The organism is Bacillus sp. M5A3_1b, assembly GCF_053345335.1.
Genome location: NZ_JBKEZY010000006.1, coordinates 406290 through 422691 on the forward strand (window position 1 = coordinate 406290; position 16402 = coordinate 422691).

General features: G+C 32.8%; 15 protein-coding genes and 2 pseudogenes. 3 read left to right on the forward strand and 14 right to left on the reverse strand.

The features are described from left to right. Positions 1-29: 29 nt before the first annotated feature. From ACLBWW_RS19435 to ACLBWW_RS19460, 6 genes are all read right to left on the reverse strand, one after another. Entirely contained in the window at positions 30-1229 is a 1200-nt protein-coding gene (locus ACLBWW_RS19435; protein ID WP_048546927.1) for an FAD/NAD(P)-binding oxidoreductase, read from the reverse strand. Between the two features lie 519 nt (positions 1230-1748). Continuing rightward, positions 1749-2384, reverse strand: coding sequence for an HXXEE domain-containing protein (locus ACLBWW_RS19440; RefSeq protein WP_189339805.1), 636 nt, complete (start codon positions 2382-2384; stop codon positions 1749-1751). 17 nt (positions 2385-2401) lie between these two features. Then, the gene (locus ACLBWW_RS19445; protein ID WP_107135160.1) at positions 2402-2989 is read right to left on the reverse strand and encodes a TetR/AcrR family transcriptional regulator; all 588 of its coding nucleotides are present in this window, start codon (positions 2987-2989) and stop codon (positions 2402-2404) included. A 354-nt stretch (positions 2990-3343) separates the two neighbouring features. Then, positions 3344-3799: a cupin domain-containing protein gene (locus ACLBWW_RS19450; RefSeq protein WP_107135159.1), complete on the reverse strand. Its 456-nt coding sequence runs from the start codon at positions 3797-3799 to the stop codon at positions 3344-3346. A 343-nt stretch (positions 3800-4142) separates the two neighbouring features. Further along, a complete protein-coding gene (gene lpdA / locus ACLBWW_RS19455; protein WP_447614178.1) occupies positions 4143-5522 on the reverse strand; it encodes a dihydrolipoyl dehydrogenase in 1380 nt (459 codons plus the stop codon). A 379-nt stretch (positions 5523-5901) separates the two neighbouring features. After that, positions 5902-6498, reverse strand: a complete 597-nt coding sequence (locus ACLBWW_RS19460) for a TetR/AcrR family transcriptional regulator (protein ID WP_001225315.1) — start codon at positions 6496-6498, stop codon at positions 5902-5904. A 349-nt stretch (positions 6499-6847) separates the two neighbouring features. Between ACLBWW_RS19460 and ACLBWW_RS19465 the strand changes: the two are divergent. Then, positions 6848-6961: pseudogene (locus ACLBWW_RS19465) on the forward strand (DUF4879 domain-containing protein); the annotation flags it as partial. Positions 6962-7255: 294 nt separating this feature from the next. Here the strand turns inward: ACLBWW_RS19465 and ACLBWW_RS19470 are convergent. Beyond that, positions 7256-7441, reverse strand: a complete 186-nt coding sequence (locus tag ACLBWW_RS19470; RefSeq protein WP_153587260.1) for a PH domain-containing protein — start codon at positions 7439-7441, stop codon at positions 7256-7258. A 774-nt stretch (positions 7442-8215) separates the two neighbouring features. Here ACLBWW_RS19470 and ACLBWW_RS19475 point away from each other — a divergent pair. Then, positions 8216-8317, forward strand: a pseudogene (locus ACLBWW_RS19475) (DUF1093 domain-containing protein); the annotation flags it as partial. A gap of 280 nt (positions 8318-8597) precedes the next feature. Here ACLBWW_RS19475 and ACLBWW_RS19480 read toward each other — a convergent pair. The 3 genes from ACLBWW_RS19480 to ACLBWW_RS19490 all read right to left on the reverse strand — a co-directional run bounded on the left by ACLBWW_RS19480 (position 8598) and on the right by ACLBWW_RS19490 (position 11319). After that, a complete protein-coding gene (locus ACLBWW_RS19480) occupies positions 8598-10028 on the reverse strand; it encodes an IS4 family transposase (RefSeq protein ID WP_201069626.1) in 1431 nt (476 codons plus the stop codon). Positions 10029-10432: 404 nt separating this feature from the next. Then, a complete protein-coding gene (locus ACLBWW_RS19485) occupies positions 10433-10990 on the reverse strand; it encodes an isochorismatase family protein (protein ID WP_201069627.1) in 558 nt (185 codons plus the stop codon). Between the two features lie 128 nt (positions 10991-11118). Then, entirely contained in the window at positions 11119-11319 is a 201-nt protein-coding gene (locus ACLBWW_RS19490) for a DUF1272 domain-containing protein (RefSeq protein ID WP_098303186.1), read from the reverse strand. A 155-nt stretch (positions 11320-11474) separates the two neighbouring features. On the opposite strand from ACLBWW_RS19490, the gene ACLBWW_RS19495 reads away from it, so the two are divergent. Further along, complete coding sequence (locus tag ACLBWW_RS19495) at positions 11475-11897, forward strand: Lrp/AsnC family transcriptional regulator (RefSeq protein WP_447614174.1); 423 nt, start codon at positions 11475-11477, stop codon at positions 11895-11897. 570 nt (positions 11898-12467) lie between these two features. On the opposite strand, the gene ACLBWW_RS19500 is transcribed toward ACLBWW_RS19495, so the two are convergent. The 4 genes from ACLBWW_RS19500 to ACLBWW_RS19515 form a co-directional block, all read right to left on the reverse strand. Next, the gene (locus ACLBWW_RS19500; protein ID WP_447614175.1) at positions 12468-13553 is read right to left on the reverse strand and encodes a DUF418 domain-containing protein; all 1086 of its coding nucleotides are present in this window, start codon (positions 13551-13553) and stop codon (positions 12468-12470) included. Beyond that, positions 13546-14133 (reverse strand): TetR/AcrR family transcriptional regulator, encoded by a 588-nt coding sequence (locus tag ACLBWW_RS19505; protein ID WP_088046764.1) that lies wholly within the window; start codon positions 14131-14133, stop codon positions 13546-13548. Before ACLBWW_RS19505 ends, ACLBWW_RS19500 begins: the two co-directional genes overlap by 8 nt. Positions 14134-14621: 488 nt before the next feature. Continuing rightward, the gene (gene aiiA / locus ACLBWW_RS19510; RefSeq protein ID WP_064472735.1) at positions 14622-15374 is read right to left on the reverse strand and encodes a quorum-quenching N-acyl homoserine lactonase AiiA; all 753 of its coding nucleotides are present in this window, start codon (positions 15372-15374) and stop codon (positions 14622-14624) included. Positions 15375-15660: 286 nt separating this feature from the next. Next, complete coding sequence (locus tag ACLBWW_RS19515) at positions 15661-16134, reverse strand: GNAT family N-acetyltransferase (protein ID WP_064472734.1); 474 nt, start codon at positions 16132-16134, stop codon at positions 15661-15663. Between the last annotated feature and the right edge of the window lie 268 nt (positions 16135-16402).

Here is a 16402-nt window from a genome sequence, read left to right on the forward strand (position 1 = left end):
CAATTTTTTTAGCCACTTTCTCTCTTCTCTTATAGGATCCCTTTCAACATGAAGTTCCAATACATATAGGGCAACATATATCTTTTAAGTAAAAACATACTATACCGTTCTTTCGCTTGATTAAACGGAAACGTTTCTTGAGGCTCATGTTCATAGTTAAATTCAGCAAGTATAAGACTTTTATAACCTGTAACAATTGGACAGGATGTATATCCATCATATTTAGCATGCAAGTCTCTTCCGTTAAGCACGTCCATAACATTTTGTTTTAAGACCGGTATTTGTTTTCGAATTGCCGCTCCAGTTTTAGAAGTGGGTAAATTGGTACAATCTCCAAGTCCGAAAATATTCTTATACTGTACATGCTGCAAAGTATAAGGGCTTATATCTACCCAACCCTGATGATCACTTATCTCGCTCTCTTTAAGAAAATTAGGTGGCCCCATAGGTGGAACAACATGGATCATACTATACGGTACTGTTTCTCTTTTCAGTGTTTGCGTATCTTCAAAAATTGCCTCTTTCTTCTCAGCGATAATTTCTACTAAGTTTTTATTATAATTTGTTATTATTTGCTTTCTTTCTAGTACTTGTTCTAATGTATTAGCATAACGTGGAACCTGAAATATGTTAGTGTTCGCAGTATAAAACATTACTTCACTTTTGTTTCTTACACCGCTATTAGAAAAATACTCTTCTGCTAAATACATAATCTTTTGTGGAGCACCGCCGCATTTAATAGGAGTATTTGGGTGGGTAAAAACCGCATTTCCTCCTTTAAATTTTTCAATTTCCCTCCAAGTAGAATCAACATATTTATAAGAGTAATTGCTACAAACCCCATTAGTCCCAATAGACTCCTTCAAGCCTTTAATGCCGTCCCAATTTATTTGTATACCGGCTGCTACAATAAGAATTTCATACTTAAGCAGCAGTCCATCATCTAAAAGTAGCTTATTTTCATCCGGAAACAACTTAACAACACTTTTAGGGATCCACGTTGCCCCTTTTGGAATAAGCAATTCTTGATCACGCATTGTACTTTCCTTTGAAACAATTCCTCCCCCCACTAAACTCCATAGTGGTTGGAAATAATGTTTTTTTGATGGATCAATAATTGCTATACTTTCTTTCAATAGGGGTACATTTCGTAACAAATGTGCAGTAGAAGATATTCCTGCAGTCCCAGCACCAATTACAATAATTTTATAACTATCTCTGGTCTTCATTATCCTCTTCCTATCTAAAATTGATTTTTTAAATAACTAATTTGTTGCCGTAATTCCATTGTAGTAACATTATTATAAGTTAAAAACACCATGTTTTTATCTGACTTAAATGAAAATTTTGTTAATTTCACCATCAATATTACTTTATGCATAAATCCTCTACGCTACTTCCGTATTTTATATTTTTCAATACTAGCCTTTACTACAGTTTCTCTCTACGCTCAAAGCTATCTTTAAAGACCCATGTGATTTCATATGTAAAAAAGCCCCTTTTTTATCTAAAGGAGGCTAAGGATTATTCTTATTAAGCTAACACTTTGAGGTGTCGCTAAAAAAAACCATATAACTACTACCATTATTTATGCGAATTCAGGTCATTTTCTCGTTTCGAGTAACAATGAATTTCTTAACTTGATGGTGATGTAGTGATACCCTGAAATACAAAAATAGCCTTCAAAAAAGAAAGGTGCCAATGCACCTTTCTTTTTTAATTCACTTGTACTCAAAATCCCTTCTGAATCACTTTAATGAATCATTGTACGGACCTAATTGCTTTTTAGAAAAGTAATGAATTGTCTCCTTACTTTTCAGTAACATATTTCCTTTTATAATTAAAAAATAGGTAGCTACTAGAAAATAGACTATCCCTAATATCCAATCCGAATTTGTGGCTAAATTGTGTAAAAGAACATATCTCATATATGCATAACCAATCGGAACATGTAGCAATACAACCGCACCTAATCCTGGATTGTATATTGTTTTAGCTTTTATATTCGCAAAAATACCATGCCATATGAATTGAAAAAATCCCATTAAAATAGGTGCCAGCCCAAGCCATATAATATTTGGAAAGAAAAACGGAAGTAAATAAAAAACATACGCAATCAAAATATTTATTACCATAGCAGATTGCGTATTTAATGGATAGCGATCTGGTATATCACTTTTAAATATAACTACATTAAACAGACCAGCGAAATAACCTGGCCAACGATACTCTTCAAATTGATGAACTAAAATGGCTACAAAGCTTAACGCTAACAGTACCTTTATTTCACTCATTTCTCCAAAATTCCCGACTAAATAACCCAAGACAACAATAGCCATAACTAACCCTACATCACACCAGTGCTTTCTAAAGAAACTAATCATCTCTATCACCCACTATCTCAATTTTTATAAAAATAGCGTTCAAATAGGAAATCAATTTGCTTTTCTACAGGCTGTATTCTTATATCTGCCCCTGATTCAAGAATTGGCATCATTAATGCTGGAAGAAAAATGGATCCGAATATTTGTACCGTCATCATCATTAAAATTTCCCGATCCGTTTCATTTGTTATTTCACTCAAAACATTCTTCACTTTACTAAAACCGAGCCTCTTCAAAAAATCTCCATATTCGTATTGAGATGTAAATACCGTAGTGCCCATTGCAATAATTTTCCTAACTAACTCGGGGTATTGCCGAATTACTATTACATAATTAAGTAAAAATATTTTTAATCTTTCTTTTGCTGGCAATTTAGTATCATCTAAAATAGAAAAAGTGTCTTTAAAGCTAATTAATAAGACTTTAATTGTTTCACTAATCAACTTTTCTTTTGAGCCAAAATGGTAATTTACAAGCGCAATATTTGTATCTGACAATGCCGCAATTTTTCTTATCGTTACACTTTCGAAACCTTCGTTTTTAATTAACTCCAATGTTGTATTTAAAATCTTTTCTTTCGTAGATATGTTTTCGTTTTCCCTCAACTTATCTCCCCCTCCAGAATTCATCAATTAAACAATGTTTTAAACATTGTTTAATTTCATGGTATCACCTCCAATTTTTAAAATCAATTTAATCCTTTCGGCATTTCTCTACATTTTTTATGATTTATTCCATACAAAAAGCGTGAAAATGCTAAACTGTTCACGCTTTTTGTATTTGTACTGTTATACACAAGCTCCTATTTTATATTCCACACATAAAATAAATTTCTAAAAAAATTAAAAAATATCTATTCGAAAACGCCATCCTTTCCTAGGGTTCTATAGAAAAAATAACGTATTTTTTATTGTTGATTTATATTTTTCATTGCAAGGTATTTAATTTTACAGTGTCAACTATTTTTCAAGCCATTCAACGGATTTATCTAGCCTAATGCCATCCTCAATATTACTTTCTTCCAAGGTATTTGCCATAGCTTGAATACAAATAAAATAAAGTGATTCACTTGAATTGTTACGCCAAATTCGTTCCCCTTCTTGTGCTACCCTAATGACAGTCCCCTCTTTAATTTCAAGGATTTCATCATCAATCTTAAATTGCCCTTGTCCCTTGACAAAGATATACAGTTCTTCATTTTCTCTATGCTTATGATAAAAAGGCATTGAAATACCCGGAGGCAAAACATTAAGGGAAACTTCCATCCCTGTACATTGTAGTTTATCTTTAAGGAATACCTTTCCAGGAGCTTTAAATGGATTTCCATTTTTATATTGGAGCAGATCCTCCCACTTTCCTACTTGAACAGCACTAAAATTTTTACCTTCTATTGTTGAATTATCAAATTGACTCATTCGTATTCTCCTCTCATTTTGTTTTTATGATTTCACCTTGTACTCTCTAACAAATTAACGGATCTCCCTCTTAAAAAAATGTTTCAATTAGCCATAATATCCTTCATCAGCTCATTAAGAAGCTTATTATTAAAGCTTATTTTTTCCCTATTTAGCTTTCTCTACAAAAAAGAAAGTAGAACTATCAAAAATTTTTCTTTTCCTGTTAAACTTCCTACATAAAAACAGAAAAATGTAAATTTCATAGAAGGTTTATCCCTAATTCCCATTTTAAATTAAGGGGTGGACCAAGACTCCATCTCCCCCTCTATCTCTAAGCTTTCTCTACATTCTAAATACATATCTATTTAAATTTGCAAATTAAGGTCTCGGCAGCTTTCATCAAACTTTCACTTAAAGTGGGGTGAGCATGAGGTGTTAATGCAATATCTTCAACTGTCATGCCTGCTTCGATTGCTAAACCCATTTCGGCAATTATTTCTGATGCACCATTCCCCGCAATTTGAGCACCTACTAATATACCATCTTCCTTACGCGCCAATAGCCTCAAGAACCCTTTTTCTTCATTTGAAACCAGTGCATGAACGTTTGCTGAAAATGGAAATTTAACTACTTTAACTTCCATATCTTCAGCCTTTGCTTGCTCTTCAGTATAACCAACTGTTGCTAATTCAGGAGTTGTGAAGCAGACTGCTGGAATTGCCAAGTAATCAACAAATGAGAACTCACCGGCGATAGCTTCAGCAGCTACTTTTCCTTCGTAAAACGCTTTATGTGCAAGTTGTGGGCCAGCAACAATATCACCGATAGCAAAAATGTTCGGAAGATTAGTACGGCATTGCTGATCAATTTTTAATAAACCGCGGTTAGAAAACTCAATACCGATTTTTTCAAAACCCATATTTTCAGTATTAGGGCGACGACCAACTGTTATTAATACGTAATCAGCATCAACTTTCTTTTCTTCACCACCAATTTCGTAGGTAACAATTACACCATTTTCGACTTCCTCAACACCTTTAGCGGATGCATCTACTACTATTTTAACACCTTTATTTATAAGATTTTCTTTCACAATTTGAGTCATTTGTTTATCGAAACCAGTTAAAATATCTTTACCTCCTTCAATAATTGTTACTAAAGAACCAAGGGAAGCGTAAGCGGAGCCCAACTCAGTACCAATGTAACCGCCACCGATTACAACCAATTTACTTGGAACTTCAGCTAAATTAAGTGCACCTGTAGAGTTAATCACACGTTTTGTAAATTCAAATGGTGGAATTTCAACTGGGCGCGAGCCAGTAGCTATAATTGCATTTTTAAATGTATATGTTTGAACCGCATTTTTATTTGATACGCATATCATGTTAGCATCTATGAAATAAGCTTCACCTTTTATCACATCTACTTTATTGCTGTTTAATAACCCCTCAACCCCATCTACTAATTTTTTTACAACGCCGTTTTTAAATTCTTGAACTTTTGCGAAATCAACATTCACAACAGAAGAAAAAATACCCATATCTTCTGAATACTTTGCTTCCTCAAAGCGGTGACCTACAGAAATAAGTGCCTTGGATGGGATGCAACCGACGTTAGCACATACTCCACCAAGATTTTCTCTTTCTATAATTGCCACCTGCTGCCCTAATTGTGCAGCTCTGATTGCAGCAACATATCCTCCAGGTCCAGAGCCAATTACGATTGTTTCAATCTCTCTCATATTCCTTTTCACACCCCTCTAAAAATTAGAAAAAATCAGCACGAAATCGTTCATCCTCTACACATCGACTATGTCCTTACACATGCAAGCGAACATATTTTTCAAGTTACTTTTTGATAATAGTGCCGTTATCAACTAAAACTTAAAAATAGACGATCAATTCTTATTTCCTAATTGGTAAATCGCCTCAACTTTCAAGTAATCTCCTTATAACCAATGCGTCTTCATCTGTACTAAAGTTTTTACTATCCATAGCAAATTGGGTTATTTGTATACTTCTCTCATCTGTTTTTCATGATCTCATCATAGACTATCTATTAAGCGAGTGGATCCCAAAAAAGAAACTAAACGGTCTCTTTTTTAAGATAAAAATTACGGCTCACTTGGCCGTAATTTGTTTTTTTAACTCAGCAAGAAGCTGAGAAGATACTGTATCAAGATAGGCTGTATCTTGATATAAGCGTGACAAGGCAAGTGCCCCTTCAAGTGAAGAAATCCAGAAGATAGCAATCTGCTTTGCTTGAGTATTTGATTTTAACTCCCCTTGCTCAATTCCATTTGTAATAATCTTTTCAATCATTCCAAGTAATTGATTCATTGCTATCCGTGCTTGTTCTGCCATGAGAGGATGGTAATCATCCGCTTCTAACGTTACGTTCATAATTGGACAACCTCCGGGAAGAGGATCATTATGAACAAGTGATGTAAAGACTGAAATAACAGTTTTTAACTTATCAAACGTATTGGATGCTTTTTTTATCTCTTCGACATAACGCACTCCCATTTGTGCAGTTGTGTGCTGGAAGGCTTGAATAGCTAAATCATCTTTATTTTTAAAGTGACGATAGATGCCCCCCTTCTCTAGCCCAGTCTCTCGCATAATATCAGAGATCGAAGAACCACTATACCCTTTTACATTAAACAGAGCAGAGGAACGATCAAGAATCATTCTTTTTGTCAATTCACCTTTACGCATAATGTCCCCCTAAAAGAAAACGTTTGGTCTCTTTTAAGTATATGACAAATAGAAAAGAATTAGCAAGAAAAAACAACAGCGAAAATCAAAGAGTAAGGATTTATTGTAAAATGCAAGATGAAAAGATTATTGCTATCATCAAATTATTATTCATGAAGTGAGAAAAACAAAGAATTTTAGCTACTTTTATTTTTGGAGTGCCTATTAAGGAGTTTTTTTCATTGAAAGCAACGGATATATTATCATACATGTCAATCAATATGCTAAATTACATATCAAAAAAAGTATAATTTATTGAAATTTTCAAAATAGTATTTATTATTATAAAATTCCGTTAATATATAACTTGTACTTATATGTTTACACAAAAGAAATAGGGTATGGTCAGTTTCCTTTTGCGAAAATGAATGGATTTGATGTGAAAAATATTGGTTCACAAATAATTGGTGGTAACCCTATTATAAATATTCGTAGCATAAAAATCCCTGCACCTTGTGTGGGGATTTTTTCATAAAGAAAAGACACCCTAAGGTGCCTTTCTTCAACTTGAAACACTTTACTTTTAATAACATCACTTTTAAAACTACAAACATATCTTTAATCTTTATATAATATTTTAATTTATTTGGAATTGCTTTTAATATTCTATCTATGTTGTAGTCGGGAATATTATGGATGGTACGTTTCTTAGTTCCGAACATTTTTTCATTTCAAGATAAAGGGGTCCCTTCTTTATAAAAGAGATACCAAATACTCCCTAAATAAAATCAAAGTCTACTTCTTTAATATCCTTGTATTCCACAACTTCAGCTTCAGTGCAACCGAATAAACCACCTTTCATCATAACCAGGTATAAATTATGTTTCCCAACAACCATAAAACCTGTCTTTGTTAATTTTGGTTCAGCAGCTTCGAAATAGTGAATCTTTTCTTTAACATTCATAAACTTTTTTAAAGCCTCAAACACATACTAATAATATTTACGCTCCGTTTTTGGTAGTTACTTAGATATTTCAATTATTTCTTCTAATATAACTGGGTATTTAATACTTGCCAAATCGGTCATTGATTTTGGAGTAGCTATATAATATCCCCTTTAAAATTATAAGATTTATAGAAATCATGACAAATTCAGTTACAACTTTTTTGGTACATTTCGTCGGAGAAAAATCAAAAAAGAGAGCTTAGGCTTCCACTTTCAACGAATACAGACTAGAGAGGACTCAATTAAGTACCGATTTAGAGCATCTCCTATATAATTAAAAGGAGAACAAGTTTTTAATGTTAGTTCGCTTTTTTCTACATTACCACTTAAAAGGAAAAGCCTATATTAGGGTTATGGCAGCTTCTTTACTCATTAGGTCTCCTTACAAAGAGTAATTGTATACAGTACTCTTTTTTGGCACGAATTTTTCCAACAAAATAAATTTTTTATATACCTAAATATCTGACTATATGTTTAAAACAACTAAAAATTCAGGTGGTAGTCGATGAAAACAGTACTTATGCCCCTTAGATATTTATTAATTGCACTTAGAGTTATTTGCTTAGCCATTTTGGTTTATATATGGTATTTTCCTTATTGATTCAAACAGCATTTTTATTAGAAAATCAAATCAACGATTATTAGACAGTTGTACAATCTAATGGTGTTCATTTAGGTATAAACCCTATTCATAAATATAATGAACGCTATTAACGCAAATTCACGTGCTACAATGAAAATGGTAAAATGCAAGATGTCACTATTACTGTAACAAAAAGATTACGTCATGATACTTACTTGAAAGTACCAGCCAAAGGAGAAAATAGAAAATAATAGGCGGAAGTGCAACCAAATAAGATTCCTGACTCTACTTAAACAAAATTAGCACTAAATTAAACTGATCATTTTTAGGTTGTAGTTGTCCTATCTTCTATGGTTTAAATATATATAAACTTATAGAATTACCTTCAAAGGGGTAGCACCACATGCCCATCAAGCTAAGCTTATATAAGTTTAATTTTACGTGAGATTTTTTCTTTTTTCTAAAGGTCCAGTGTAAGTTCTTTAAAGATTTGCATACTAAATAAACCCTATCGGGTTTCAATTTTTTTGATTATGCTACATGATTGTGAGATATAGTAAAGTCGTATACGACGCCTAAGATATCAAAGACTGTTTTCTTCTTGTACCGGTGAGATTTTCTCCCGTTTTTCTCTAAAAGATAAAACAAACGCAGTAAAACTTTTAATAATTCATGGATGCCCTTCTGTAATCCTTCATAAAACAATAGATAATAATTCTTTATCATATAGATGGATTTGTATTCACTTAACTCTTTCTTTTTCTTATCCAAGAGTAACTGACGCATTTTGAACATCGTTGATGAACAGAGTAAAATACTAATGAGTTGCCCATATAAATGGCATTCTAAACGCTCCTTCTTGATTTCCTTGCACTTGTCAATTTGAAAGAAAGATTTCCATGTTTTGAACAAAATTTCAATTTGCCAGCGTAATGAATACAAATCATGGATATGTTCCGTTGGAACATTTTCTGCAGAAAGATTTGTAATATACACGTTGATTCCACTCAACCGTTTACTTCGTTCTTTGTAGATAATACCTTTCTTTTTTTCTTTTTTGGCTTGTTCCTTCAACCTCTTCTCTGTTTGTTCCTTTGTTAATCGATGAATAATAACACGAGCTGGTAATTTTTGATACTGTCCAATGTATGCCTCTGAAATCTCCATTGTTTGACCAGGGAGCAATTGATTCATGAGTTCTTCCATATCTAACTGAATATAGAGTGTTCCTTTCTTCACGATCCCATTTCGGAAATATTCTGGCTTATCATTCTTACGATAGATTCGAGAATTTAATTTCAAACGTGAGATATAGTAAGCTTCTTTATCATGGATCTTCTGTAAGTCATGTAAGTCGAAATAGCCTAAATCTCTTATGTACAAGTCTTTTGGTTGAACGGTTTGTAGGCTTGTTGAACCAAAAGTTTTATCATTTTCTCTTCCTTCTCCTACATAAACGTGCAGAAACTTTCCACTCAACAGGTCATACTCCAATTGAATTTTAACTCCTGCCGTATGGCTACTTCCACCTGAACCTTGATAATGTGGAGAAAACTTATCTGGAAGCTGGAATGTTGTAGAATCTAGAATCCGAATATGCTTAAAGGTCGTGGTATATTGATGAATTATTTCTTTTGTTGAATGAATTCTTTGAGTTAGAAGTTTAGCTAGCACTTGTTCAAGAAACTGTACTGCGGAAGCATTAAATCGTTGGTTAAGTCCTTCAGGACTGATAAGAACACCTGTAGATACTTCAAGACAGCTACATAATTGTGTGAGTGATGTACTTGCAACCTGTTGACTAAGCCATACACATAAAGCAACTAACTCCTGTGCTTGATATTTACTCTTTCGCTGAACGAATCCTTTTTCTTTGGCTAGGTGTTCTAGAGTATGAGGAGACATATGTCGTTGTAATTCTTCAGCAATCGGTTGAAGTTCGTCAAGAATCGAAAGATTCATAAAGAAACGCCATCCTTTCCTATAATTCTACAGAAAGGATAACGTCTTTTTCGCTTTATAGGTAGTGCAAAATTTTAGCTGGATAGCGATGGGGCGGTACCCCACATCCATCAACCTAAGATATTGGTTGTTCCCCAAAACGAAATTTCTATCTAAGAAATAAACCATTAAATATAAAGTTAAAATAAATGTATTTTATTTTAATGTCTTAAATATTTTAACCCCGTCCTAAAATTAGAACAGGGTTAAAATAAACGTGTTTAGTTTTTGGTGTAACATAATTCCATATTAAAAGTATAATAAAACAATCGTTTAAATATGTTTTGGATTCTCCTACAATCACGTCCGATTACTATAAATCAATAATTTATTTTGATTCTCAATTTAACAGGGTAAATAGTGATTTATCGGTAATTGTTATGAATTGGTTGAAACAAATTTTCTTGGCTGGTCCGAACAACAGAAAAATTGTCAACATTGTAATGACCATGAAGTATTTCATTATGATGACTTATTATCTTTTCAGCAGATAGGATTGAAGAATCTGTCGTTGAATGACCATCCCCAACTAAAGTAACATCAAAATGATTCACCGTTGCAGTCCTCACCGCTGTGTCAATACAGTGTTCTGTTTTACATCCCATGATAACAAGGTGTTCGATCTGGTTTTCCTTTAAAAAATCCATTAATGGTGTACCATAAAATGCATTTGTAGCTACTTTATCAAATATTTTTGCATTGGTTGGCACTTTTACTTTCGGGTGTATCTGAAAACCTGGACCTTTACCCTCAGCAACATCTTTATCCCTCACAAAGATAATCAAAGTATGTGATTCTAGTGCTTTATTAATAACCAAATTAACGTTATCTAACAATACTTCTTTATTAAGCACATTTTTAGTTTTGTTATTACCATCAACTAATTCTTGTTGGACATCAATAATAAGCAAAGCTTGGTTCAATTTAAAAACTCCTTTATATTATAATTTATATATATGTTCTCCATATCTTTCTTCATTTTAATAATCATAATATCGTCCTCTTTTATCTTTTGAATCTATTTCGTTACAAACCTCACAAAATAGTATTGTTATATGTTAAGAGAGCAGACACTACTAGATAGGGGTTTAGGTCTTTTGACAAGTTCTCCTTTACAATTAGGACAAACATAATTCATTAATTTTGTACATTCCTCACAAAATGTACATTCATGTGTACAAATAAACGCCAAAGATTGCTCTTCAATCTTATTACTACATTTCTCACAACATTTCCTCATCTCAAGTCCCATTTTTATTCCTCCAATAATATTTTTTTATTATATACATAAAATTATAAATATAATATAATTTTCTTTAAATACAAATTATTAGTTATTTTATCCAAAAGACTTAAAAAATTTATTTATTATAAGCGTTTTACTTTAAATTAAAAGGGGTGTTTAGAATGGATCATATTGATCAAGAAATTTTACATATTCTTCAAGAAGATGGACGTATATCTATGACTGAACTAGGAAAAATGGTGAATTTATCAACACCTGCTGTAAAAGAAAGAGTGAAAAAATTAGAGGATAAAAATATCATTACAGCCTATCGGGCAGTTATAAACCCAGAGAAATTAAATAAGAATGTAACGGCTTTTGTTTTGTTTGAATCGGAAAAATGCCAACAATTCAGAAGTTTTTGTAAAGAAAATCCCATGGTCCTTGAGTGCCACAGATTAGCTGGACAATATAGTTATTTGGTGAAAATAGTCACAGAATCGATGCAACATTTGGAAGAATTTATAGATGCTTCAATGGAGTTTGGTCATCCATCAACTTTAATTAACTTATCATCACCAGTAAAATATAGATGTATTTTTTAGAATAGAGTTCTTCGAAGCTATTTAAAGGATGCTGCCACATCGCCATCAATTTAAGAAATTGATTGTTCCCCAAAACGAAAAAAATGAGCCGAATTCTCATAAATAACTGTAAAAAGGTAAAATTCTCGTTATGGGGGTGTCTTAAAATTTTAGCTTGATGGGCATGGGGTAGCGTCAGGAAAATGCGGATTTACAACGGTAAGCAAAGAAAGGTACCCAAACGACGCTTTGGGGGCTTTTTTTCTTCAACTCCCATGAAAGAACAATCCTCAATTTCATTTTCTGTGGTGAAGTACTGAGTTTTTGCGCTTCATTGATGGCTAACGGGTGATTTAGTGGAGTAAAGAGATTTAAAATAATCAATCTTTTTACGAAAACTGTTCTGAAAAATAAAAGAAAGCTATCGTTTTGATTAATTTTTATTCAAAACGATAGCTTTCTATATGCAGTAAAAATCAAGGATTTAGAGTGATTTTTAATCAAACTTTATTCTAAAGCTACATCTGCAGAAACTTCTCTAAAATCCATATATAGTTGAAAAAGACTAAAACTCCATTTTTAAAAGTCTTTTTAGGAAAGCTTTCGTACCAGCCATTCAATCGGTCCTCGATCAAATTTTAATTTCCATAAAACACTAAATATCACAGAACCAATATAGAAACCAACACTAAAAATATAAATAAACGGGATTTGCTGATTTTCGATTCGACCTAGAATATCTAAAATTGATAACCCAATTACTATATGTCCAATGTAGTGTGTTAAAGTCATTTGTCCAGATGGTATGATAACCTTCCATAACCAAAAACTTTGCGCTTTTTCAGTAACCTTTAGAATTATTACTAAAATAATAATTGAAGAACCTATTGCAGAAAGCATATACAACAAACTCGGTAAAATTGGTCCCGTTTTAAATAGAAACTGTGCAACTTCACTCGTGAGTACAGGTGTTAATTGTTTTATTAATATAACGGAAGCGCTCTCCGCAATGACTAGCGATGTAAAACCAATGGCAAGAAGATTTCTTTGAATACGCCAATCTTTCAAAGAATAGCAACCAATGACAAACCCAATAAGAATAAAAGCAAACCATGGGAAGATTGGGTGATATCCGTTGATAAAGAGGTTACGGGTAAAACCACTTATCGACCAAAAATCTACGTATTCCATAAACAGTGCATTCGGTTGCCATCCTGTAAACATGTCATAGGTTAGCTGGATGGCTTGAGCAACAAAAATAAGAACGCCTGCAATAATTATATTTGTTCGTTTTTTGAAACCAATAAAGAAAGTTAGAAAGAAAAGGTAAAATCCATAATAATGTAAAATGTCACCGGTCCACCCAATTACATATAGCCCCATACCAAGAACAAAGAGTAATAATGCACGTTTCCAAATGGATATGCGTGCTTTTTGAAGTTGTTCTTTATTGCTACTTTCTCTTGCTCGTTTTGTCATCAAAGCTATCCCAATACCCGCTAATAAAACAAATAGAGCAGAAGCACGACCTTCAATTAGGGAAGTCAACTTAATTAACCAAGATGCCCCTTTCCCTTTTGCCCCAGTAATAACTGAATAATTTATAATTAGCATTCCAAACATTGCAAGTGACCTAGCAACATCAATACCAATTATTCGTTCTGCAACTTTACTCACTTAAATCCCCCTTCGAAAATACTAGCTTAACCGCTGTTATCCAAATACCTTTGTAATTGATTGTTTCATTCTCCATTATTAGATTCCCGATATTATCTAGAACTAAAGCTAAAATATGAGCTTTCTCTTCAACAGCTTCCTCAGTAATTAATGAAAGAGATGAGGCCTTTTGGAGCAATTCCACAAATCCCTTTAAATAGAACGACTGAATCTCTAGTAAATGATCATGATAATATTTATCTCGTGCAGCGAGGGACAAAAACTCTTTCATTACATTATCGAAATAAGGATCTTGTTTTTGGTCCTGAATCATTTGAACACCAATGTTGACTAATTTATCTACAAAGTTTTCAGCTGTAAAATCTTCTACACGAAAGTAATTATTGAATTGAATTTCTTTACAGAAGTAATCAAATAATTGTCTGATTAGATCATCTTTCGACTCAAAATAATAGTAAATCGATGGCTTTGAGATGCCCACCGCTTTGGCAATTTGTGCAAAACTTGCTTTTTGAATTCCTTGCTCTGCAATTAAAATATAAGTAGCATTTAAAATATCTTCTTTTGTATTATTGGACATAAAAGTACCTCCTATTTTTCTACCTATCGTTAGGTAAACAATAAAACAAAAAAATTATAAATTCAAGTACAAAATAGAGTTCCCGAAATAGGAAAATATTTAGTGTTTTGTTAAGTTTCTGTTGTACTATTAGCTGGTTTAGTGCAGCAAGGATTTATAACGTATACATAACTAAACCTAATAACGTTCCCAAATGAAAGTTTGGGCACACATTAAAAAGCCACGAAACGCTGTTAAATCAACGTTTCGTGGCTTTTCCTATGAACATTATTTATACAACTTTTTATACAGGAAGCGCAAACACTTGATACATCAATATTTACATGTTTATGTCTTACCGTTTAATGTGCATAAAATCGTGTATATTCCTTAACGTTGTAAATCCGCATTTTCCTGGTGCTACCCCACATCCATCAACTTAAGAATTTTATAACACCCCAAAACAAAAAGTCATGAGCTAACGAGCCCATGACTTTTTATATGCTATATCACAAATAATCTGGGAACACTTTACAGCCCTTTTCTTGCTCCATATCATGTCCAAAGAAAATAATCGGATTTTCTTTCCTAACAACATCTTTTAAACGTTTTATTGAAGATAAAGCTAAATCCGAATCAAATCCAGCAAACGGTACTTCATCTTCAAAGTTTTCTTTCGTATATGATGCATCAATAGTTAGTAACACTGAACCTGATTTTTCCGTCTCAATTAATAATGACTGATGCCCTGGCGTATGTCCCGGTGTATATATTAATTGCACACCTGGCACTACTTCATAATCCCCTTCAATGATTTTATAGTTTAAATTTGGCAATATACATTCTTTCAAATATTCCTCTCTGTGGAGTGCTACCTCATATTCAGCACGCTGTACAATAATTGGTGTATTTGTAAAAACGCCATTTCCTCCTGCATGATCAAAATGCAAGTGAGAACTAATGATATAAAGAAGATCTTCTGGCTCATATCCGGCACGCTTTAAAATATTTACGATACTATCGTTCTCATTCATTTTAGGTAAAACTTGTCCTTCAACAAATGTACCTTTAAAAAGATTCTCATTATTAAGAGCACTTTCTGGCATACCTGTATCTACTAAAATAAGTCCCTCTTCTGTCTCCAAAAGATAACACCAAACAGGTAAGTTTAGTAGTTTACCCGGTGTAAGTGTACTATTAACTGAAGAATGATCCAACATACAACGACCTGCTGGGAGGAAATAAAGCTTCTTTACTGTCATTATGTATCCACCTTTACAAATAATTTAGGATAAAACAATACAATATTTCGCTTATTAGAAATAAACTCCTTCTCACCTTTCATTATTTCAACCATTATTTTTTCAATTGTTCACAACTTTTCATTACAAATTCAGTGATACTGGAAAGCCTATGCAGGAATTCAGTCCGCCTTTAGGCATAGGATAAAAGTGTCAACTTTCTGTAGAAAAGTTAACGTCAAGTAACTCCAAAATATACAATAAAGGTTGATTTTAGAGTTACTTTTCCACATTGGAATATCTTGTCTTATTCCTCTTTTTCAGTGGATGGGCAAAAACACCCTAATTCTAGAAATACATCAGTTTCCATAAAACCAAACTTCTTATACACTGGTTTACCCATTTTTGAAGCCCCAAGCCATATTTGTGAGATACCTGAAATCTTAACTTCATCAACTAATTTAGTTAACAGCTTTGTTGCGATTCCTTGCCCACGATAATTTTCATTAGTATACATATTTGTGATATAAGCCTTTTTTCCAGTTTTATTGGTGTAACAAGGTGGAAATTCATAAAAAATTACTGCACCACAAGCTATAGTTTCTTCATTATCTTCCACTAGCCATTGAATTAAAGTACCTTCACTTAGTTTATTTTTAAAGAAAGCATATAGTTCTCTACCAATATCTATATTCGGTTCTATCCCCTCATCAACTAATTGCTTTTTTCTTAACTCGACCAATTTATCAATATCATCGATATTTGCTTTGCGATATTTCAACTTTTCACAACTCCTTTATAAAATTACAACTGACCAGCCCCATAGTATAATTAATTCTCATCATTTTACCATTGATTCTTATTAAACTAAACTGCCATTAAGTTATTTGGGGTGTTTGCTCTTCTTTGCTTGATAGCCATATGTGTACTACCACGAATAGAACGATACCTTTTATATATTTTCTTTCGTAATAGTGACCCCATATTCTCTATAAAAATCTATAATTACAGATGCATTCACACCCAAATCTAATAGATTTTCCGGAAAG